At 70.1% G+C, this 20,292-nt stretch carries 17 protein-coding genes and 1 pseudogene; 6 read left to right on the forward strand and 12 right to left on the reverse strand.

Going from position 1 to position 20,292, the window contains the following annotated elements:
• Window positions 1-401 precede the first annotated feature (401 nt).
• From RZ84_RS01065 to RZ84_RS01075, 3 genes are all read left to right on the forward strand, one after another.
• Window positions 402-980 carry a chloramphenicol phosphotransferase CPT family protein gene (locus RZ84_RS01065; RefSeq protein ID WP_043262727.1) on the forward strand — a complete coding sequence of 193 codons (579 nt, stop codon included), beginning with the start codon at window positions 402-404 and terminating at the stop codon, window positions 978-980.
• 295 nt (window positions 981-1,275) lie between these two features.
• Complete coding sequence (locus tag RZ84_RS01070; protein WP_043262728.1) at window positions 1,276-2,211, forward strand: tellurite resistance/C4-dicarboxylate transporter family protein; 936 nt, start codon at window positions 1,276-1,278, stop codon at window positions 2,209-2,211.
• A 332-nt stretch (window positions 2,212-2,543) separates the two neighbouring features.
• A complete protein-coding gene (locus RZ84_RS01075) occupies window positions 2,544-4,187 on the forward strand; it encodes a cytochrome bc1 complex cytochrome b subunit (protein ID WP_043262729.1) in 1,644 nt (547 codons plus the stop codon).
• A gap of 39 nt (window positions 4,188-4,226) precedes the next feature.
• Here the strand turns inward: RZ84_RS01075 and RZ84_RS01080 are convergent, their stop codons facing one another.
• The 3 genes from RZ84_RS01080 to RZ84_RS01090 form a co-directional block, all read right to left on the reverse strand.
• Window positions 4,227-4,616, reverse strand: coding sequence for an aa3-type cytochrome oxidase subunit IV (locus RZ84_RS01080; protein ID WP_043262730.1), 390 nt, complete (start codon window positions 4,614-4,616; stop codon window positions 4,227-4,229).
• Window positions 4,613-6,331 carry an aa3-type cytochrome oxidase subunit I gene (gene ctaD / locus RZ84_RS01085; RefSeq protein ID WP_043262731.1) on the reverse strand — a complete coding sequence of 573 codons (1,719 nt, stop codon included), beginning with the start codon at window positions 6,329-6,331 and terminating at the stop codon, window positions 4,613-4,615. The genes RZ84_RS01080 and ctaD overlap by 4 nt, the downstream gene beginning before the upstream one ends.
• Window positions 6,332-6,502: 171 nt before the next feature.
• On the reverse strand, window positions 6,503-7,450 hold the full coding sequence (locus RZ84_RS01090) for a LysR substrate-binding domain-containing protein (RefSeq protein ID WP_078893476.1): 948 nt from the start codon (window positions 7,448-7,450) through the stop codon (window positions 6,503-6,505).
• 94 nt (window positions 7,451-7,544) lie between these two features.
• Here RZ84_RS01090 and RZ84_RS01095 point away from each other — a divergent pair, with 94 nt between their 5' ends.
• Window positions 7,545-8,639, forward strand: coding sequence for a YeiH family protein (locus RZ84_RS01095; RefSeq protein ID WP_043268748.1), 1,095 nt, complete (start codon window positions 7,545-7,547; stop codon window positions 8,637-8,639).
• 298 nt (window positions 8,640-8,937) lie between these two features.
• Here RZ84_RS01095 and RZ84_RS01100 read toward each other — a convergent pair whose 3' ends face one another.
• Together RZ84_RS01100 and RZ84_RS01105 are read right to left on the reverse strand one after the other, a co-directional pair.
• The gene (locus tag RZ84_RS01100) at window positions 8,938-9,288 is read right to left on the reverse strand and encodes a DUF3040 domain-containing protein (protein WP_078893477.1); all 351 of its coding nucleotides are present in this window, start codon (window positions 9,286-9,288) and stop codon (window positions 8,938-8,940) included.
• Window positions 9,289-9,330: 42 nt separating this feature from the next.
• Window positions 9,331-9,789 (reverse strand): SPW repeat protein, encoded by a 459-nt coding sequence (locus tag RZ84_RS01105; protein WP_043262733.1) that lies wholly within the window; start codon window positions 9,787-9,789, stop codon window positions 9,331-9,333.
• Between the two features lie 146 nt (window positions 9,790-9,935).
• Between RZ84_RS01105 and RZ84_RS01110 the strand changes: the two genes are divergently transcribed.
• The gene (locus RZ84_RS01110; RefSeq protein WP_052229665.1) at window positions 9,936-10,454 is read left to right on the forward strand and encodes a MarR family winged helix-turn-helix transcriptional regulator; all 519 of its coding nucleotides are present in this window, start codon (window positions 9,936-9,938) and stop codon (window positions 10,452-10,454) included.
• A gap of 74 nt (window positions 10,455-10,528) precedes the next feature.
• Here RZ84_RS01110 and RZ84_RS35890 read toward each other — a convergent pair.
• From RZ84_RS35890 to RZ84_RS01120, 3 genes and pseudogenes are all read right to left on the reverse strand, one after another.
• A pseudogene (locus RZ84_RS35890) lies at window positions 10,529-11,012 on the reverse strand (GNAT family N-acetyltransferase); the annotation flags it as partial.
• A gap of 64 nt (window positions 11,013-11,076) precedes the next feature.
• The gene (locus RZ84_RS01115) at window positions 11,077-12,042 is read right to left on the reverse strand and encodes a nitrilase-related carbon-nitrogen hydrolase (RefSeq protein ID WP_052229666.1); all 966 of its coding nucleotides are present in this window, start codon (window positions 12,040-12,042) and stop codon (window positions 11,077-11,079) included.
• Between the two features lie 49 nt (window positions 12,043-12,091).
• Window positions 12,092-12,637 (reverse strand): hypothetical protein, encoded by a 546-nt coding sequence (locus tag RZ84_RS01120; protein WP_052229667.1) that lies wholly within the window; start codon window positions 12,635-12,637, stop codon window positions 12,092-12,094.
• A 192-nt stretch (window positions 12,638-12,829) separates the two neighbouring features.
• On the opposite strand from RZ84_RS01120, the gene htpG reads away from it, so the two are divergent.
• Window positions 12,830-14,749: a molecular chaperone HtpG gene (gene htpG / locus RZ84_RS01125; RefSeq protein ID WP_043262735.1), complete on the forward strand. Its 1,920-nt coding sequence runs from the start codon at window positions 12,830-12,832 to the stop codon at window positions 14,747-14,749.
• A gap of 250 nt (window positions 14,750-14,999) precedes the next feature.
• Here htpG and RZ84_RS01130 read toward each other — a convergent pair whose 3' ends face one another.
• From RZ84_RS01130 to RZ84_RS01140, 4 genes are all read right to left on the reverse strand, one after another.
• Window positions 15,000-16,145 carry a SagB/ThcOx family dehydrogenase gene (locus RZ84_RS01130; protein WP_043262736.1) on the reverse strand — a complete coding sequence of 382 codons (1,146 nt, stop codon included), beginning with the start codon at window positions 16,143-16,145 and terminating at the stop codon, window positions 15,000-15,002.
• A gap of 80 nt (window positions 16,146-16,225) precedes the next feature.
• Complete coding sequence (locus tag RZ84_RS01135; RefSeq protein WP_043262737.1) at window positions 16,226-18,364, reverse strand: YcaO-like family protein; 2,139 nt, start codon at window positions 18,362-18,364, stop codon at window positions 16,226-16,228.
• Between the two features lie 87 nt (window positions 18,365-18,451).
• Entirely contained in the window at window positions 18,452-18,571 is a 120-nt protein-coding gene (locus tag RZ84_RS37765; RefSeq protein ID WP_107068054.1) for an azolemycin family RiPP peptide, read from the reverse strand.
• Between the two features lie 575 nt (window positions 18,572-19,146).
• Window positions 19,147-19,485 (reverse strand): hypothetical protein, encoded by a 339-nt coding sequence (locus RZ84_RS01140; RefSeq protein WP_157878731.1) that lies wholly within the window; start codon window positions 19,483-19,485, stop codon window positions 19,147-19,149.
• Between the last annotated feature and the right edge of the window lie 807 nt (window positions 19,486-20,292).

The following is a 20,292-nucleotide window of genomic DNA, read 5'->3' on the forward strand; positions in this document are numbered from 1 at the left end:
CCTCGGGCAGCGGGACATGAAGCTCTCCCAGGGCGTCCAGCGGGCGCTGCAAGCGATCGTCCAGCAGTTCTTGTGCGGCAGGTCCACCAGCAGCCCAGTACCAACTGTCGTGCCCGGCGTCGGGGCTCGACCCCTGCGAAGCGGCCCTCGATCCGGCTCAGCAAGTCCTCGAACACCGCCTGCCAACGGGCAGGCACTACGCTGCAACCCGCGGCCATTGCTTCATCGTCAGTCCACACACCTCACGATGATCAACGGTGGCCGCAGCAGTCATCGCACCGGCTCTCACCAACTTGATCACATTCTCTGTGCGAACCGGAGGTCTCTTCAATGTTGCTGGCAACCGGCAATCCACTGGAGATCCCCTGAACGCGGCGCCGGCGGCATGTGATCATGCCGACATGACATCTGGCCGCATCATCTTCCTCAACGGCACCTCCAGCTCAGGGAAGTCGAGCATCGCCCGGGAGCTTTTGGACATCCTGAACGACGGTGTCTTCTTCCACATGGCGGTCGACGGCTTCAATGCGATGCGCAGCAAGCGGGAGCTCGGGGCGGAGGAGCTCGACGCCGCGCTGCGGCGGACCAGGATGGGCTTCCACCGCTCCATCGCAGCCATGGCCGAGGCGGGCAACGACATCGTGGTCGATCACGTGCTGAGCGAACCTTGGCGGCTGCTCGACTGCCTGACGGTGCTGCGGCCCGAGGACGTACTGTTCGTCGGCGTCCACTGCCCGCTTCGTGAACTGGCCCGACGCGAGCTGGCCCGGGGCGACCGCCCGCCGGGCCTCGCGGCGCACCAGTACGACCTGGTTCATGACCATGGCGACTACGACCTGGAGTGCGACACAGGCGCCGCAAGCCCACGCGAATGCGCGCAGCGGATCAAGGAGTTCCTCCCGCACCGCCCCAGCCCCACCGCCTTCACCCGCCTCCGCCGCCGCCACCTGACGGACGGCCAGGAACCGCTCACTGCGTGAGCACGCCTACCCCCGGGCCGAGCTGCAGCTCCGCCATCTCATCTGGGGGTGCCCGGCGGGCTGCGGTGCCGGACGAAAGTGGCCGTATCAGGGTCCTGCCACGAAGAAGATCGGTCCCTTCCCACACCATGGAGGCAGTGCACGAACGGGGCAGCAAGAGTCAGCCGCGATGACGGAATCGCGTGGAGATGGCCTGTCACCTGGGTTCGTTGCACGGCACCAGGTGCCGTCAGGGAATTGCCCCGTACGCCGCGCCCGGGTGGCGGCTGTCATCCAGGTGAGGTCGGATGGGGCGGTGTTCTTTCGCTTACGGCGTTGGTGGGAGGCGCTTCCGCCCGCCGCCGGTGCCGCGGGGATGGCCACCGGCATCCTCTCCGTGGGCCTCCACCTCGTCGGCCACGAGACGCTGTCCCGGATCACGCTGGCCCTCACCGGCGCACTGTGGCTGCTGCTCGCCGCCGACTCCGCCACCCGTCTGGCAAGCGACCACGCCCTCTGGCGCGCCCAGGCGAACACCTCGTCCGCCTTGACCGGCGTCGCCGCCACCACCGTGCTGGGCGCCCGACTCTCTCTGCTGGGGTGGCAGACGACGGCCGCCGCGCTGCTGGCGCTCGCCACCGCCCTGTGGCCCGGCCTGCTGCTCGCGGTCGTACGGCGCTGGAAGCGGCGCATGCCCGGAGCGGTATTCATGGTGTGCGTGGCCACCCAGGGGCTGGCGGTGCTCGCCGCTGCCCTGGCCCTCAGCGGAGCCGGCGACTGGCTCGGCCGGGCCGGGCTGGTGCCGTTCTGTCTCGGACTGCTGCTGTACGTGCCGGCCCTGGCCCACTTCGACCTGCGGCAGGTGAACACCGGCGCGGGCGACCAGTGGATCGCCGGCGGCGCCCTGGCGATCTCGGCCCTGGCCGCCTCCCAACTCACCGGCTCCCAGGCGTGGACGGGCACCGCGCACCAGGCTCTGCGCACCGCCGCCCTGGTCCTGCTCGCCCTCGACCTGGCCTGGTACGCCTTACTCACCACCGCGGAAATCCGCAGACCGCGCCTGCACTATGACGTACGGCGCTGGTCCACCGTCTTCCCGCTCGGCATGACCGCCGTAGCCGCCCACTCCGCAGGAACCACAGCAGCCATCCCCGCCCTGCACACCCTGGGCCGGATCCTGCTGTGGATCGCGGCGGCGGTCTGGCTGCTCACACTCATCGGCCTGTTCACGGCGCCCGACCGCACCCATTGACGGGCCCTGCGTTCGCTCTGGGCCGTTCGTCAGGGAGTAGTCGGTGAGGTGTTGTGGGTGTCTCGCCAGGTGCCGGCGCAGTTCACGCACCTGGGGGTCGCGTGTCAGTTGGACGGCCGGCCGTCCAGGGCAGCCGCGGCGGGACTTTCCGGGTCCACTACGTCACCGGCCAACCGGCCCGGCAGGGCGCCGGCATCGTCGTGTGACGCCCGGCCGCCCGGCGCTGCCCCCGATCTGCGTAATGCGCGCCGGGCGGCGGTCGGCCAGGCAGGGTGCCGTGGAGCGGGCACCGCGGGTGCCCCCGTGGACCACAGCACCGAGGAGGGCCGGCAATGCTGTTCCGGAGCGCAACGGAGAGGACGGTGGCGAAGGCCCGTCAGGCCGGCCGCTCCGCCTACGCCGCGGTCGACGGCCGCCTACCGGCCTCGGAAGGGGCGCGGGCGCTGATGCGCAAGGCGTTCCCGGACCACTGGTCCTTCCTCCTCGGCGAGATCGCGCTCTACAGCCTGCTGGTCCTGGTGCTGACCGGCGTCTACCTGACGATGTTCTTCGAGCCGAGCCTGGCCCACCGCACCTACCACGGTGCGTACGGCCCGCTGCGGGGGCTGTCGATGTCGGGCGCCTACGCCTCGACGCTGCGCATCAGCTTCGAGGTCCGCGGTGGCCTGTTGATCCGTCAGGTCCACCACTGGGCGGCACTGGTCTTCGTCGCCGCGCTCGGGGTGCACCTGCTGCGTGTCTTCTTCACCGGCGCGTTCCGCAGGCCGCGGGAGGGCAACTGGACGGTCGGCGTGACGCTGTTCATGCTGGCCCTCCTGGAGGGCTTCGCCGGCTACTCGCTCCCCGACGACCTGCTGTCGGGCACCGGCCTCCGGACGGCCAACACCATCGTGCTGTCCCTCCCCCTGGTGGGAACGTACCTGAGCTACTTCATCTGGGGCGGCACGTTCCCCGGCCACATCCTGCTGTCCCGGCTCTACACCGTGCACGTGCTGCTCGTCCCCGGGCTGCTGATCGCGCTGATCGGCCTGCACCTGATGCTGGTGGTGTACCTGAAGCACACCCAGTGGCCGGCCCGCGGGCGCACCAACCGCAACGCCGTGGGGCAGCCGATGTTCCCCCAGTTCACCGCCAAGTCCTCGGGCCTGTTCTTCATGGTCTTCGGGGTGGTGACCCTCCTCGGCGGACTGGCCCAGATCAATCCCGTCTGGGCCTACGGCCCCTACCTCACCGACCAGGTCTCCACGAACGCCCAACCCGACTGGTACGTGGGCTTCCTCGAAGGGGCGCTGCGGCTCATGCCGGCCTGGGAGACCAACGTGGCGGGCCACACGTTCATGTGGAACGTCCTGATCCCGGCCGTCATCCTGCCCGGTGTCCTCTTCCTGCTGCTGTACGCCTACCCGTTCTTCGAGCGCTGGGTGACCGGCGACCTGACGGAGCATCACCTGTGTGACCGCCCGCGCAACGTCCCCACCCGCACGGCGCTGGGCGTGGCCGCCGTCGTCTGGTACGCGGTGCTGCTGGCGGCCGGCGGCAACGACGTGCTCGCCGGCCTCTTCCGGGTCTCGGTGGAGAGCCTGACCTGGATCTTTCGGGTGCTGTTCGTCGTCGGCCCGGTCCTCGCCTTCCTCCTCACCAAGCGCCTCTGCCTGGCGCTGCAGGACCGCGAGCGCCAACTGCTGGTGGAGGGCCGCGAGACGGGCCATGTGGTGCAGAGCGTGTACGGCGGAATGCGGGAGACCCAGGAGCCGGTGCCGCCCACCGAGCGCTACCGCATCCTGGCCAGGCAGATTCCCCAGCCACTGCCGCACCCCGGGGACCGGGCGCCCCGCCTGGACCGGCTGCGCGCCGCGCTGAGCGCCTGGTACTTCCGCGACCGGGTGGAACTGCCCGCCACCGCCGAGGAGCGACGGCGGATCGCCGAGACGACGGCGGGCCCGGCGATCGGCGCCAGCGAGGAGCACAAAGGCTAGCGACCACGGGTGCCCGCGGCCCGCGCCGGGGGGCGCGGCTCAGTGGTCGCGCTGCGCGAACTGGAACACCATCCCGAAGAGCGAACCGCCGGTGACGCCCACGCCGATCAGGAAGACCCACAGTCCGTAGACCAACCCGAGGGCCAGCAGGGAGACGCCGAGGGCCACCGCCGCGGGGTATCCGCTCTCCGGCGGGAAGAAGTCGACCTCCCCGGTGCGCTCCTGGATCTCCGAGCCGTCGCGGTCCTCCGGCCGCCCTCCCTTGCGGCGGTAGTTCATGGCGCAGAAGAAGGAGATGACCGACGCCATGCCGAAGGAGACGGCGAGCGCGGCGCCGCCGGCGGGCTCCCGGGCCAGCCAGATGTAGATCGCGTCGGTGATGAGGAAGAAGGCGGCCACGCCCGCGAAGAGAAGTGCCTCCGGTTTCATGCGTCCTGGTCTCCGAGGGTGTCGGGGGTGGGTTCCGTGGTGCCGCGCTCGCCGGCCTGCAGCATGCGCACCTGAGGGTGGTGCAGGTCGAACGCCGGCGAATCGGACTGGATCCGCGGCAGCGCCTCGAAGTTGTGGCGGGGCGGCGGACAGGAGGTCGCCCACTCCAGCGAGCGCCCGAACCCCCACGGGTCGTCCACGTCCACCTTCGGCGCGTACCGGGCGGTGTGCCACACGTTGTAGAGGAACGGCAGCGTGGACACGCCCAGCAGCAACGCACCCGTGGAAGATACGGAGTTGAGCACCGTGAAGCCGTCGGCGGGGAGGTAGTCGGCGTAGCGGCGCGGCATGCCGCGCTCCCCCAGCCAGTGCTGGACGAGAAAGGTCGTCTGGAATCCCACGAAAAGGATCCAGAAATGCACCTTCCCCAGCCGTTCGTCGAGCATCTTCCCGGTCCACTTCGGCCACCAGAAGTAGAAGCCGCCGAAGGTGGCGAAGACGATGGTGCCGAACAGGACGTAGTGCAGGTGCGCGACGATGAAATACGTGTCGGTGAGGTGGAAGTCCATCGGTGGCGAGGCGATCAACACCCCGCTCAGCCCGCCGAGGAGAAAGGTCACCATGAATCCGACCGCCCAGAGCATCGGCGTCTCGAAGGAGAGGCTGCCCTTCCACATCGTGCCGATCCAGTTGAAGAACTTCACCCCGGTCGGCGCCGCGATGAAGAAGGACATCAGCGAGAAGAACGGCAGCAACACCCCGCCCGTGACGAACATGTGGTGCGCCCACACCGACGCCGACAGCATGGTGATGGCGATCGTCGCACCGACCATGCCCATGTACCCGAATACGGGTTTCCGGCTGAACACCGGGATGATCTCGCTCACCACCCCGAAGAACGGCAGGGCGACGATATAGACCTCCGGATGCCCGAAGAACCAGAACAGGTGCTGCCACAGCAACGCCCCGCCGTTCGCCGGGTCATACACATGGGACCCGAATTTCCGGTCCGCGAGCAGGGCCAGCAGGGCGGCGGTCAGCACCGGGAAGGCGAGCAGGGCCAGGATGGAGGTGAAGAGGATGTTCCAGGTGAACATCGGCATCCGGAACATCGTCATGCCGGGGGCTCGCAGCGTGATGATGGTGGCGATGAAATTCACCGCGCCCAACGTGGTGCTGAGGCCGGCCACGACCAGCCCCGCCGCCCACAGATCGCCGCCCGCGCCCGGCGTGTGTTCGGCACGGTTCAGCGGGGCATAGGCGAACCAGCCGAAGGAGGCCGCCCCGCCCGGGACGACGAGCCCGGAGACCACGATCAGCCCACCGAAGAGGAAGAACCAGTATGTCAGGGCGTTGAGCCGGGGAAAGGCGACATCCGGCGCGCCGATCTGCAACGGCATGACGGCATTGGCGAATCCGGCGAACGTCGGCGTCGCGAAGAGCAGCATCATCACGGTGCCGTGGATGGTGAAGAGCTGGTTGTACTGCTCGTGGCTGAAGAACTGCATTCCCGGCTGCGCCAGTTCCGCGCGCATCATCATCGCCAGCAATCCGGCGAACAGGAAGAATCCGAAGGCCGTGACCAAATACATGTTCCCGATCGCCTTGTGATCGGTGGTCGTGAGGTACTTCCTGATCCGGCCGCCCATACGGACCCGCGGATTGCCGGGGGCGGCCAGCGGCGCGCGGTGAGGGGTGTGGCCCACTTGTGACATGGCTCCTCCGGAGCACGGTGACCGGGATGTCTTCCGGCGCGACAGCGCGTTTCGTGTGTAGCGGCTCGCCGACGCCACCGGCCCGACGCCACACCGACGCAGCCCCTTGTTGCCCCGTCCAGCCCGCGACCGCACCACGGCCCGGGTGCTCGCACCTGCGCGGCGAGGCGGCTAGCGGGTGTCCTCCCGCCGGGCCACCGTGACCAGTTCCGCCGCCGGGCCCACCAGGCGCCGCCCGGTGGGCCAGACCGCGCGCAGGTCTCGGGTGAGGTCGACGCCCGCCACGTCGACGCCGGTCAGCCGGCCCTCGGCGATGTCCCCCCGGACGGCCAGCTCGCTCAGGACGGACGGCCCGGTGCCGGCGATCACCGCGCCGCGCACGGCGGCCGTCGAGCCGAGCTCGACCAACGGCCGGGCACGTTCATGGCCGGCCAGGTGCAGGGCGCGGTCCAGGGTCTGGCGCGTGCCGGAGCCGCTCTCCCGCAGCACCAGCGGCGTACGGGACAGTTCCCACGCCGAAAGCGGCTCGCGTCGCCGCGCCCACGGGTGTCCGGGATCGACCACCACGACGAGCCGGTCCTCGCCCACCTGCCGCGTGGACATCACGCGGGACAGGTGTGGCCCCTCGATGAACCCGATGTCGGCCTCGCCCGATTCGACCAGTTCGGGCACGTGCTCGCTGTTGGTCACCTGCAGCCCGATGTACAACTCCGGCCGGCGGCCCCGCAGCTCACTGATCCAGGCCGGCAGCAGGTACTCCGCGACGGTCAGGCTCGCCGCGACGCGCAGTTCGGCCTCCCGCCTGTCGCGCAGCTCGCCGGCCCGGATGAGCAGTTCGTCCAGCTCGTCCAGGACGCACCGGGCGTGCCCCGTGACGACCTGCCCGGCCAGCGTCAGCCGGGAGCCGCGTCGGGTCCGGTCGACCAGCACCAGTCCCAGCCCGCGTTCCAGCGTCGACAGCCGGCGGCTGGCGGACGGCTGGGAGATCCGCAGCTGCTCGGCGGCACGCCCCAGGCTCCCCAGGTCGGCGACGAGGACGAGGAGCCGCAGCGACTCCAGGTCGGGCGTGCGCAGCGGGAAGCGGACGGTACGGCGATCCGGCGTGGAGGAGACTGTCACAGCCGCAGCGTATGAGGTGCTCATACGCTGCCGCTATGAGCTCCTGCTCGATCAGGGGCTACAGGGCCGGCACGGGGCCGCCCAAAGTGTGATCATGAAGGACGCCAGCCTCTCCCGGCCAAGGGCCACCCGCCCGTCCGGCCCTGCCCCCGCCCGAAATCCCGTCGCCGCCCCCACCGCCCGGCTGCCCGGACTCGCCCTCGCCGTCGCGGTCGCCCTCGTCGCGACCGGGCTGGGCCGGCTGGTCCCCGTCGTCGGCGGGCCGGTGAGCGGGATCGTGCTGGGGGTGCTGGTGGCGGTCCTGGTGCGACCCGGCGAGCGGATGCGGCCCGGCATCGCCTTCGCCGGACGCGGAGTGCTGCAGGCCGCCGTGGTGGTGCTGGGCGCGCAACTGTCCCTGGGCCAGGTGCTGCGGGTCGGTGTCGGATCGCTGCCGGTGATGATCGTGACCCTCGCAGTGTGTCTGGCGGCGGCGTATGTCGTCGGACGCCGCCTCGGTGTCGTCCGCGACCTGCGCACCCTGATCGGTGTGGGTACCGGCATCTGCGGCGCCTCGGCGATCGCCGCGGTCACGCCGGTCATCGGCGCGGCCGAGGCGGAGGTGGCCTACGCGGTCTCCACGATCTTCGTCTTCAACATCGCCGCGGTGCTGACCTTCCCCGCCCTCGGGCACCTGTTGGGAATGGGCCAACACGCCTTCGGCCTGTTCGCCGGCACCGCGGTCAACGACATGTCGTCGGTCGTCGCCGCAGCCACCGCCTACGGCGGCCAGGCGGCCGACCACGCGGTGGTGGTCAAGCTCGCCCGGACGCTGCTGATCATCCCGATCTGCCTCGGCCTCGCTGCCCTCGTCCGCCGCCGCGCGCGGCTGGCTGAGGCCGACGCAGCGGGTTCGGGGCCGGGGCTCCCCGGCCCGGTGCGCGTCGGCCGGCTGGTGCCGTGGTTCCTCGCCGGCTTTCTCGTCCTGGCGGCCGTGAACACCGCCGGTCTCGTCCCGTCCGCCGCCCACGGCCCGCTCAGCACTCTCGCGGTCTTCCTGATCACCGTCGCCCTGTCCGCGATCGGCCTGTCCACCGAACCCGCCAAGCTGCGCCGAACCGGCACCGCGCCCCTGCTACTTGGGGGCTGCCTGTGGCTGGTGGTGTCCGCCACCAGCCTGGCCGTCCAGTTCCTGGTCCGGTACCTGTGAGCGCCGCACACGCAGGGACGCACGACCGCGGCGGGTACCGGCCCGCCCCGGCGGGTGGCGCGATGTTCCGGTCCACTACGGGCAGGCGGTGCAGGGTTGGGAGGAGACCGATGGCGGATTGCGTGTTCGCGCCGGCGACCACGCGCACCGCGCCGCCTACTTGGTGGTGCCGGCGGCACCCACAGCCGCTTACGCGAACTGGCCTCGATCGCCTTCCAGGGCGTGCCGCCGACCATGGTGGGATTCGTCGCCGACGTCGTTCCGGCCGATGGACCAGCGTCCGGGCCCGTCGCGTGGATCAGCGTCCGGGCCCGTCGTGGCTGAGGTCCGGCTCGGCCGGGTGACTGGCCCGGTCCCGAATCCGGCCGCTGAGCCACGGAACGCCGGAGACCACCACCATGGCCCCGGCCGCCATCAGCAGCCCCATGTCCCGGGCCATGGCCCCGGCGACGAACAGCACGCCGCTCACCGTGACCGCCAGGTACGCGATCACCACACTCGCCCGGAGTCGCCGCACGAACCTCGCCCGCCGACCCTCGATCCGGGCACCACCGAAGGTGCTCAGCAGCAGGGCGAGGTCGGGATCGTCTTCCAGGAAGTGCTGTTCGATCTCGGCGAGGGCCCGCCGGTCACGCATGGGTAGAGTCATGGCCACCTCCTTCCGGAGCGGTCGCCATGCGGTGCGTGCCAGCTACTTACTGGCCGCTTGCTGCTGCTCCGCGGTCATCGCCAAGCGGGTTGCGGCCAACCCGAGGACGAACGTCACGGCGCCGAGCCAGACGTTGTTCCAGATCAATCCGGCGGTCGCGCTGTGGCCGGCCGTCACGACCCACGGCGAGATGATCAGCCAGACGCCGATCGCCGCGCAGGTCCAGGTCAGCTGGTACATGCGCTCGGGGACCCGGGTCATACCCAGGCCGATCACGGCCAGGACCAGGCCGATGATGAGGTTGTTCACGGTCAGTTCCGGGCTCGTCACACGGAAGTGCACCACCCACGGGGAGATCGCCGCGTACAAACCAGTGAGGAGGACCAGACCGTCGAGGGCGACTGCCTGGCGCCCGCCAACCAGCCGGGCGTAACGCTCGCGCATCTCGGGCACGTCGGGGTGACTGGTGATGTCCGGAGCGTGATGAGAGAGGTCCGACATCCGAATCGCTTCCCCTCAGTTACTTCGAATGACCTCACATCCAGAGTATCATTGCTTTCTGCAACAATGCAGCCGAAAGCAGCAGAACGAAGCGGCCGGCTCCCCCTCCCGCGGCCACAACCGCCAGGGGACTCCGGCGAAAGCCCATGAAGCAGTACACCCACCGTGACCGCGAACCAACGGCCCCGAAGCGCGAAGCGCACGAGACCGTCGAAGAGGTCACCGCTGCGCTGATGGCCAGCTCTCGGCTCTTCATCGCGATCTCCGCCCGCTCGCTCGCCGCCACCGATCCGACGCTCACTCTCCCCCAACTCCGCACCCTGGTCGTCCTCCACAGCCGGGGCGCGGGCAAACTGGCCGCGCTGGCCGCCGCGTTGGAGGTCAACGCCTCCACAGCGCTGCGCATGGTCGACAGGTTGCAGGCCATCGGCCTCGTGGACCGCCGGATCAATCCCACCAACCGCCGAGAGGTCACCCTCCGCCTCACCCCGGCCGGCCGGCATCTGGTCGAGAGGGTCCTGGCCCAACGGTCGAAGGAGATCGGCGCGATCGTCGCCCGCCTCCCCGCCGACCAACGCGCCGGCCTGATCAAGGCCCTGCGGGCACTGGTCGAAGCCGCGGCGACAATGACGGACGCACGGCAGACCGCACCGATCGTGGTGTAGCGGCGCTCCACCTGATGCCGATCGCCTGCGATACTCTCCCCAAGTTGCCCGTCAACAGCGGGAGTTACGTACCCAAGGTCACGCTGATACCAGGCACCCGGCTTGCCGACGATGGCGGCCGGGTCGGCCGGACCGAATCCGCACCAGGCCGGTCTTGCTCAGCACCTTCTGTGACGCTACTTCTCACAGGCAGTGACCGCCCTGAGGTGCGCAGCCCGTACCACGACCTCGCCAACCGACACACGTCCCGGACAGTCGCGCTCGCCACCCCGCGCCCGGCGACGTGCTGCACAACCCGATATCCGAGTTCCGCGGCCCACCCCTCAATGTCGACCAGGTTGAACCTACCCAGCACCGAGCCGCCCTCGGCAACGAGCACGTACCAGGCACAGTCGCCGGCTGCCTGCGCAGCCAACCAGGCATCGAACCTTCGCCGAACTGCTCGAAGAAGCCGTCGCCACGTTCCGAGACCGAGGCGGCGAAGCAGCTGCGAATCACCGGCCCAAAGGCCAGGACCGCCCTGGGGTGTCCGACATGCAGTCGCCGCAACTCAGGCATCACCCGACCCTGCCCGGACGGCGTGCCGAGGCCACCGAGTTTCCGCCACCGGCCAGAGCCATGGTCAACCGTTGATGACGGTGCTACGGCTGGACTCGTCGACGCGGAGGGTGAAGATGTCTGGGCGGCCATAGTGGCCGACGGGGTCGAAGTCGAAGCGGGCGCGTGCGAGGTCGTCGAGGTCGAGTTCGGCGGTCAGGATGCCTTCTCCGTCGCGCAGCGGACCGGCGAGGACCTCGCCGAGCGGGGAGACGATGACGGAACCGCCGCCGATCACGACGGTGTCGGGTGCGTCGCCCCGGGCGGGGTGGAGGTCGGCGGGGAGGGCGTCGCGGCGGAGGAACTGGTTGGCGCTGAGGACGAAGCAGCGGCCTTCCAGGGCGATGTGGCGCATGGTGGCCTGCCAGGCGTCGCGGTCGTCCACGGTCGGTGCGCACCACAGGTCGACGCCCTTGGCGTACATGGCCGTGCGGAACAGCGGCATGTAGTTCTCCCAGCAGATGGCGGCGCCGAGGCGGGCCGTACCGGTGTCGATGACCGGGAGGGTGGAGCCGTCGCCCTGACCCCACAGGTAGCGTTCGGCGGCGGTCGGCATGAGCTTGCGGTGCAGGCCCAGGTAGCCGTCGGGGCCGAAGTGGAGGGCGACACAGTAGAGGGTGCCGCCCTGTCGTTCGACGGCGCCGACGACGGCGTGGCAGCCGAGTTCCCGGGTGAGGTCGGCGAGTTGGTCGACCTCGGGGCCGGGGACGTCGATGGCTGCGGCGTGGTAGCGGCGGAAGAGTTCGCGGCCGGCCGGGGTGCGGCTGCCGACGGTGACGTCGAAGTCCAGGCCCTTGGGGTAGCCGCCGAGGAACGCCTCGGGCAGGACGACGACCTGCGCGCCGCGGTCGGCGACGGCCTCACGGATGAGTTCGTCGGCGCGGGCCAGGGCGGCCGGCGTGTCGAACAGCGGGGCGGCTGCCTGGACGACGGCAGCGGTCACGGTACGGCGGGGGGCACGATCCGCGACGGCGGGTTGCTGAGAGGCCATGCCACCGAGACTAGGAATCCCCACACCATCGGGCAACCACTCCCCCGTTTCAGCAGCTCGGCATCAACGCGAGGGCTGACCAGGGGACTTCGGGGCACTTCCGGGTCCGCACCACCGCCGTGTCCCGTCGGTCGGACGTCCGGCGGCGGCAGCGCAGCTTCTCCAGCGGCGGGTTGGCGAGGAAATCCGCCCAGAAGTCCGCACCGAACGTGCGCACGCCGGCGTCGGACACCTCCAGTGGGACCCAGGTCAGCTCGCCGAATCCGGCCGCCCGCAGACACCGTTCGCAGACCTCGCGGCGCGGGCAGGTGTCGACGATCTCGGTCGGCGGGGCGAGCCGCGCCGCGGTCCGGACCCGCGGTCCGGCCTCGTCCTCCTCCCCGGTCAGCTCGGTGTGGAAGCCGTATTCGCGCAGGGACGGCCCGTCTTTGCGCAGGGACGGCCCGTCGAAGCGGTGATCGGGTGTCTGGGGGAGCGAAGAATCCGGTATCAGGCGCCAGGCTCCGGTGGACGTTGTGGCACATCCGTTCCATGGCGGCGATGTCCTCCGCGCAGTTGAGCAGCTGGACGGCCGTGGCGACGTCGCCCGGCGCACGGCGGAAGCGCCGGACGATCCGGCGCGGGCGCCGTCGGACGTGCTGACGGCGGTGTTGGCGAGCTAGCCGACCAACCGGTCGCGAACGTCCCGTTCCCCCCTGTTCCGCGCATCTCCGGACACCGCCCTGACGTGGTGTTTTACAGTAGCTCCCGCCAGATCCGCCGACAGGACCTGTGAGGTACTGCGAACATGCCGACCGAAACGTTTGAGTTTCAGGTAGAGGCCCGTCAGCTGCTGCAGCTGATGATCCACTCGGTCTACTCGAACAAAGATGTCTTCTTGCGGGAGCTCGTCTCCAACGCCTCCGACGCACTGGACAAGCTGCGCCTGGAAAAGCTGCGGGACGACTCGCTCGACGCCGACGCGTCCGATCTGCACGTCGGGATCGACGTCGACAAGGACGCCCGCACCCTGACCGTGCGGGACAACGGCATCGGGATGTCGTACGACGAGGTCGGCCAACTCATCGGCACGATCGCCAACTCGGGCACCGCGAAGTTCCTCCAGGAGCTGCGGGAGGCCAGGGACGCGGCCGGTGAGGAGGGGCTCATCGGCCAGTTCGGCGTCGGGTTCTACTCCGGCTTCATGGTGGCGGACGAGGTCACCCTGGTGACCCGGCGCGCCGGCGAGGGCCAGGGCACCCGCTGGTCGTCGCGCGGCGAGGGCACGTACACGTTGGAAACGGTCGACGACGCGCCGCAGGGCACCTCGGTCACGCTCCACCTCAAGCCGGCCGACCCGGAGAACCAGCTCCACGACTACACCTCGCCGTGGAAGATCCGGGAGATCATCAAGCGGTACTCGGACTTCATCACCTGGCCCATCCGGATGGTGCCGGAGGCGCCCGCCCCGTCCGACGGGGGCGACGCGGGCGAGCAGGCGCCGGAACCGGAGACGCTCAACTCGACGAAGGCGCTGTGGGCCCGGCCGCGCAACGAGGTGTCCGAGGACGAGTACCACGAGCTGTACAAGCACATCGCGCACGACTGGCGCGATCCGCTGGAGACGATCCGGCTCCAGGCGGAGGGCACCTTCGAGTACCAGGCCCTGCTGTTCCTCCCCGCGCACGCCCCCCACGACCTGTTCACGCGGGAGTTCCAGCGCGGGGTGCAGCTGTACGTCAAGCGCGTGTTCATCATGGAGGACTGCGAGGCACTGCTGCCGCCGTACCTCCGCTTCGTCAAGGGCGTCGTCGACGCGGCGGACCTCTCGCTCAACGTCTCCCGCGAGATCCTCCAGCAGGACCGCCAGATCGAGCGGATGCGGCGACGGCTGACGAAGAAGGTCCTGTCCACCGTCAAGGAGATGATGGCCAAGGACCAGGACCGCTACGCCACGTTCTGGCGGGAGTTCGGCGCGGCCCTGAAGGAGGGGCTGGTCACCGACGCGGAGAACCAGGAGGCCATCCTCGCCGTCGCGTCGTTCGCGAGCACCCACCACGACACCGAGCCGACCACGCTCAAGCAGTACGTGGAGCGGATGAAGGACGGCCAGGACGACATCTACTACCTGACCGGCGAGTCCCGGCAGGCCATCGAGAACTCCCCGCACATGGAGGCGTTCCGGGACCGGGGCATCGAGGTGCTGCTGCTCACCGACCCCGTGGACGAGGTGTGGGTCGACGCCGTCGGCGAGTACGAGGGCAAGAAGCTGCGGTCCGTCGCCAAGGGGCAGATCGATCTCGACGCCGAGGGTGAGAAGACCGCCGACGACGAGCGGGAGAAGCAGACCGAGGAGTACTCCGGGCTGCTGGACTGGATGAAGGAGCAGCTGGATGAGGACATCAAGGAGGTGCGCCTGTCCTCGCGCCTGACCGTCTCCCCGGCCTGTGTCGTCTCCGACACCAACGACCCGACCGCGGCGCTGGAGAACATGTATCGCGCGATGGGCCAGGAAGTGCCGCGCACCAAGCGGATCCTGGAACTCAACCCGGACCACCCGTTGGTGAAGGGCCTGAACCAGGCGTACAAGGAGCGCGCGGACCGCACGGAGCTCACGGAGACCGCCGAGCTGCTGCACGGTCTGGCGGTGCTCGCCGAGGGCGGTCAGCCGAAGGAGCCGGCCCGGTTCGTCAAGCTGATGGCGGACCGCCTGGAGCGCGCGCTGTAACGCGACTTCGCGGGCGTCCGTCGGCGGCCTGCCCCAGGGGCTTCCGGACGCTGATGGGCGAATGTGGGTCCTGTTGGCGAATGTGGGGCCTTTGCGTGACGTCGGTCTCCACGACCTGGTTGTGGTCTTGGAGACCGACGTTGCTGTTTGGGGAGAACGCCGGTGTCGATTCGGCCCGACGGCGCCGCTGCCGCCGTCCTCGCCCACCATCCGGCTCGGCCGGTCGAACAGTGAGGTGCCGTGTCGTCAGCTACTGAGGCTGCTGGGCGTCGAGCGGGACGCCCACCGGGGAGGCCGGTCCGGCCGCGGGCAGGCCGAGAGCCAGGCTGCCGACGTGGATCAGACGGTCGTGGTGCGGCGGCGCGAGGAAGGGGGCGGTTGCCGGGGACTCCATACGGCCGGTCAGGCAGGATGCCAGGCCGAGGTCGGTGGCGGCCAAGGACAGAGTCTGCATCAGGCAGCCCGTGTCCCGGTAGATCAGGCTGAGCGCCATGCCCTCGTACTTCCACGTGGTGCGGGCGGCGCAGGCGGCCAGGTAGAGGCTGACCGGGGGCGCGGCGTCCAGGAGCGCGAGTTCGGTGACGGTGCGCTGCTGGAGGGCGGCCAGCTCGGCCGTCCAGGGGGAGAGCCCGTGCAGGGTGTGGGTGAACGGGTCGTAGTGGTAGGCGCCGGCGGGCAGGCCCTCGACCTCGCGGGCCAGGACATAGATCTCCAGGCTGTGGCGGGCGCCGCCGGAGGGCGCCGGACGCTGGGTCTGCTCGTAGGCGCGCGGGGGCAGGTAGCCGCGGACGCGGGCGGAGCGGTCGAGGAGGGTACCGAGAAGGGGCAGTGGGACGCGCTCGGCGGCGTAAGCGCGGACGCTGCGGCGGGATGCCAGGACCTCGGTGAGGGGGCGGCTGGGGGCGTCGGAGCCGTCGGGCAGGGCGATGACGGCATCGGCCTCGGGGTGGTGCAGGCGGGCGGGCGGCGGAGTGCCCTGGCCTGCACCGGCAACCGGGCCGTGGCCGGACCGGGCGTGGACTGCCAGTTCGTACGGGGTCCAGCCGTCGCCGCCCGGCCCGGCCCAGGTACCCTCCGGGTCGTCGGGGGCACGGCGCTGGAGTATGCCGACTGCGGTGAGCCGGGCCAGGAGGGTGTGGACGTCGCCGCCGGGGGCGGAGTCCCGCCAACGGTCGTGGAGTTGGTCCGCGGTCTGCGGCTGGTCGAGCTGGTTGAGGAGATCGACGAGGGCGGGCTTGGCGGTGAACTTTCGCCAGCGGCGGCAGTCGACGAGGACCGGGCCGCCGCCCTCCGCCCATTCCAGCAGCAGGTCGGGGTTGCGCCGGTAGTGGCATTTGGCGTCGTGGGAGGGTGCGTCCGGGGTGCCGTTGGGAGTGTTGTCCGGGGTGGCATTCATGACGTGATTTCCGCTTTCGTCGGGACGGTCGCGGGTGAGGAGAGGGCAGGAGTTCAGGACGCCGGAACGTCCGGGACACGTCAGAGGAACGGCAGGGGCATCGGGTTGAGCTGATCTTCCCTCAGCGGGGTCTCGCGGGCGCCCATGGCCAGCGGGGCGGTGAAGACCCGGGGGCCGCCGCGCCGGTGGAAGTCGCTGCGCAGGGTGAGCGGGCACAGGCCGGGGATCACCGTCCGGACGACCGAGACGCCGCATTCGGCCACGTCGATGGGGGTGATGTCGACGGTGATCGTCTCGTAGCCGCGGGCGGCGAGCCGGCGGACCGCCTCGGCTACGTCGTCCTGGAGGCTGCCCGCGGGCCGGGTGTCGGGCAGCGGGTGCAGGGGGCCGTCGTTCCAGAAGGCGAGGTGGTGCCGGCGCTCGGGCGCGCAGTAGTAGAGGCAGAACTCGCTGAGGCTGCTCAGGGCGGCGTCGGCGGCCGGGATCTCGGCCTCTTCGAGCCAGATGCCGGCGCCGGTGCGGCACAGGCATGCCTCCTCCAGCGCCCCCAGTAATGCGGCGTGCGGGTCGAGGCCGGCGCGGGCGGCGTGGATGACGACCGGCCGCTCGGCGGTGCCCTCGGCGAATCGGACGGCGACGGCCGGGATACCGAGGTCGGTGGTCAGGTCTTTGCAGGTGACCGTCGCGCCTTCGGCGGTGATCCGCTCGACGATCCGGCGGGCGGGCCCGTCGGGGAGGTGGGTGAGGTCGAGGCTGGGGAGGGTGAGCCGGTTCTCCCAGAAGACCAGGGTGGCGTCGCGTTCGACGATCTCCATCAGGCCGCCGAGGACGGCGTGGTGGTACGAGCCGCCCGCCGCCAGCCCGGTGGAGATCGGGTCGAACCACGGCTTGTGGGCGCGCGGGAAGCGGTAGGGCAGATAGACCGCGCAGGCCGGGACGTACCGCGGGCGACCGGTGGTCAGGGACCGGCCGGCCACCCAGTCGATCTCCACGTCGGGGTCGAAGGGCGCGTAACGGCGTTGCTCCGCATACTCCTTGGCGGAGCCGAGCGGCAGGCTGCGCGGGTCGACCGCCTCGTCGCCGAGGGCCGCGAGCGTGGCACGGACCAGTCGGCCGGTGTCGTACACCCCGGCCGCGTACCGCTCCAGGGTCTCGCCCACCGCGCAGACCCGGGCGTTGACCGGATCGCTCTTGACCGCCCCGCCGCGGGCCTCGGCAGCCACCGGCGAGAACCACGTCGTGGTGATCATCCCGGCCGTCCGGGCGTAGGTGGTACCGCCCGCAGGGCCCTGCTCCTGGTCCACCCGCAGCTCGGGGACCAGCCCGGTCAGCGGATCGACCGCACCGCGCATCAACCGCCAGCTCTCCCGTGCGTCCACGGCGGCCGGTTCGTCCCTCTTGGGCGGAACGGCGACGGTGCCGCAGGCGGGGCAGCCAGGGGTGTGGAACAGGGTGTGCCGGATGCGTTGCAGGGAGGCGTGGTCGAGTTCTGTGAGTACCGGCGGTTCGGTACCGGCCTCGGGGGCGGCGAGTGCGGTGAGGACCTCATGGGCCAGGACACCGGCCGCGATGGCGGTGGTCGGCCATGCCTCGCTCTCCGCCGCGCCCAGCAGCTGGTCGATCGGCAGACCGGCCACCGGCTGCCAGGTGTGGTTGGCGCGGATCCGCCGTACGAGGCAGACCGGGCACGGCGTGCGGGGCGGGTCGAGGGTGGCGAGCAGCATGCGCGTGGGGGTGCTGAGATAGGTCACCAGGGCCGTGCCGCCGTCGAGGACCAGGCGGGTCCAGCGCCGGAGTTCGTCCTCCGGCAGGCTCAACGGGAGGACCGCGGCCTGCGGTTCACCGGGCTCGTCGACCGGCACGACGCGAACTCCCGCCCTGGTGAGGATGTTGGCCGCCTCGCCGGCCAACGGCCCGTCCCCGGCCACCGCGACGGTCCGCCCGCGCAGGGCGGCGTCATCCCCGTAGAGCGGGTGCGCGAGCCGCCCGTCCCCGGGGTGGGCCAGGCCACGGGCACACAACCCGTTGGTCACGCGCTCGGGTACCGCCTCTAGCGTGATCGCCCCGCCGTCGTCATCCGCGCCGGGCAGCCGGACGGGGACACGGAGGGTGCCGGTACTGGCGCAGACATAGAGGTGGTCGCCTCGGGCGATGAGCCGTACGTCGGGACGGAGCGTCGGGCGGGCGGTGGGACGCGGGGAGGGCCGGGAGGTTTCCAATTCTGTCCGCCTTCGGAGAGCCGTGGGTGGTGGCCGAAAGACGTCTCCCGGCCGGTTCGCTGCCCGGCCGGGAGAGGCTTCTTCCTGTTACTCGGCCTTCTCCGAGTCGTCGTATTCAGTGACGAAACAAAGGCAGCTGTGGCCCGCGAAAGCCGTCTCCGACTCCGGGATGACCATCTCCTCGAACAGTTCCTCATTCTCCGGCACGAAACTTCTCCTTCCGTTTTCCATTGGGTGTTCGATTTTTCGTGCGCCACACCTGACCACGCTCCGGTCCGGCGCACTCCTTCCATTTCGAGGGATGGCGACATTCCCCGTCAAGAACGACTGAAGAAGTGACTCAAACCACCGCCAGGAAGGCGATCTTACGGATGAATAGCACAGGTGAACGCCGTCTACCTGCAGGTTCTCCCTCACCGCCGACCAAATATGGAATTTCCCGGTCCGGCAACCCCACAAATCGGCCCGACGCGTCAACGGAAAATTTCCGGCCACTGAGGAGATTCACGGAGGGAGAACAGAAACGGGCGGCAGGAGTCCCACAGGGCTCCGGCCGCCACAGCGACCGCGCCCGCTCTGGCCAATAGTCGCCGGCCCGGCCGCACCGCTCCCCCACCGCGAAGACGCGGAGATCGCCTTTGCGAAGAAAGAGCGCCAATTCCGGTGGCCGATCGGCTCGTTCCGGACGTTCGAGCACACCTCGGCCGACCGGCCCGCCCAGCAGATGACGACGCACGGCTCGGGCCCTGGCGGCGGCGACCGGCGACGGGGCGGTAGGTAGGTCAGGCCGGGGCGATCAGGTCGCGGTAGTCCTCGCTCCACAAGTCCTCGGCCGCGGTCGGCAGAAGCTCGTCCACCCGTTCAGCCGGCTCCATCGAGGCGGACGTCGCGGGGCCGACCGCCTGGCTGAGCGTTCCCTGTGCCGTCCACTCCGTACGCAGTTCCAGAATCCCCGGTTCCGGACACCGCCACCTGAAGCGCGTGACGCACAGTGCGCCGACGTTGAACCACCAGCTCCATCCCCATCCGTCACCGAGGAACCCGAGCTCAGACACTTCCATGGCGCCATACGAAAACGGGAAGCTGCTCCAGTGGCCTACCAGCAGGTCATCCAAGTCCATCCACAGAGCTTCGGGCACACGAGCGTGCTCTTTGGGACTGGGTTCGATGAGGCGGCGACTGGATCGCATGAGAAGGGACATCATGTCAGCAGGTTCGGTGAAGAATGCCCTGGACGGGGCGTGCCTCCGCGCGGGCCGGCCACCGACCCCGGCCCAAGACGACGGACGGTCGGCCGAGAGGCGTCAGGTCCAGCGCACGGCACAGGCGTTCCAGCTCCGCAGCAGCCACGGACTCAGGGTCCGCAAGCACCGTGTACACCGTCGCCACACCAACATTCTGCCCCCGACGCTGGACAGTTGGAGGTGGAACACATCGATTTCACCGCAGCAGGAATGCCCCGTGACTCCGTTCACGATTCTCGACAGCAGGCGGTCCGTACTTCGGGAGGCACCCGCCTCACCGTCCGTTCGATGTTCACGAGAAGCGACAGCGTCCTGCCTGATCAGCGCGGCCAGGGTCACGGCCGCCGCCTGTGGCGGGCCGCGATGCACCGGACCGCAACCGGGTGCGGGTGAAGGAGCTCCAGGCGGAGGCGGACCGGATCCTGGCCGAACTCGCCGTGGCCGAGGCGGTGTTGGAACGCCGTTGATCACCGGAGGAGAGCTGGCCGCGGCCCTGGCCGCCCCCCGGTGATGGGACGGATGCGGCCATGCAGGAGGCACCGGAGCCGGTGCCGGCGGCCAAAGCAGTGAAGGTCCGGGGCGCGGGGTCGATCGTGCCGCGCTTCGGGGAGGGGATGACGGTGGAGGCGCTCGCGACGGACCACTGGCGGACTGTCGAGGTGCTTCAGAGGCCGTATCTCTGTC

Origin of the sequence: Streptomyces sp. CT34, assembly GCF_000805335.1 — a bacterium.
In the GTDB taxonomy this organism is placed as follows: domain Bacteria; phylum Actinomycetota; class Actinomycetes; order Streptomycetales; family Streptomycetaceae; genus Streptomyces.

Coding starts and splice junctions, on each gene's coding strand:
- RZ84_RS01065 (WP_043262727.1), top strand. CDS start 402: ATGACATCTGGCCGCATCATCTTCCTCAACGGCACCTCCAGCTCAGGG.
- RZ84_RS01075 (WP_043262729.1), top strand. CDS start 2,544: ATGCTGTTCCGGAGCGCAACGGAGAGGACGGTGGCGAAGGCCCGTCAG.
- RZ84_RS01080 (WP_043262730.1), bottom strand. CDS start 4,616: ATGAAACCGGAGGCACTTCTCTTCGCGGGCGTGGCCGCCTTCTTCCTC.
- ctaD (WP_043262731.1), bottom strand. CDS start 6,331: ATGTCACAAGTGGGCCACACCCCTCACCGCGCGCCGCTGGCCGCCCCC.
- RZ84_RS01095 (WP_043268748.1), top strand. CDS start 7,545: ATGAAGGACGCCAGCCTCTCCCGGCCAAGGGCCACCCGCCCGTCCGGC.
- RZ84_RS01100 (WP_078893477.1), bottom strand. CDS start 9,288: ATGACTCTACCCATGCGTGACCGGCGGGCCCTCGCCGAGATCGAACAG.
- RZ84_RS01105 (WP_043262733.1), bottom strand. CDS start 9,789: ATGTCGGACCTCTCTCATCACGCTCCGGACATCACCAGTCACCCCGAC.
- RZ84_RS01110 (WP_052229665.1), top strand. CDS start 9,936: ATGAAGCAGTACACCCACCGTGACCGCGAACCAACGGCCCCGAAGCGC.
- RZ84_RS01115 (WP_052229666.1), bottom strand. CDS start 12,042: ATGGCCTCTCAGCAACCCGCCGTCGCGGATCGTGCCCCCCGCCGTACC.
- htpG (WP_043262735.1), top strand. CDS start 12,830: ATGCCGACCGAAACGTTTGAGTTTCAGGTAGAGGCCCGTCAGCTGCTG.
- RZ84_RS01130 (WP_043262736.1), bottom strand. CDS start 16,145: ATGAATGCCACCCCGGACAACACTCCCAACGGCACCCCGGACGCACCC.
- RZ84_RS01140 (WP_157878731.1), bottom strand. CDS start 19,485: ATGGACTTGGATGACCTGCTGGTAGGCCACTGGAGCAGCTTCCCGTTT.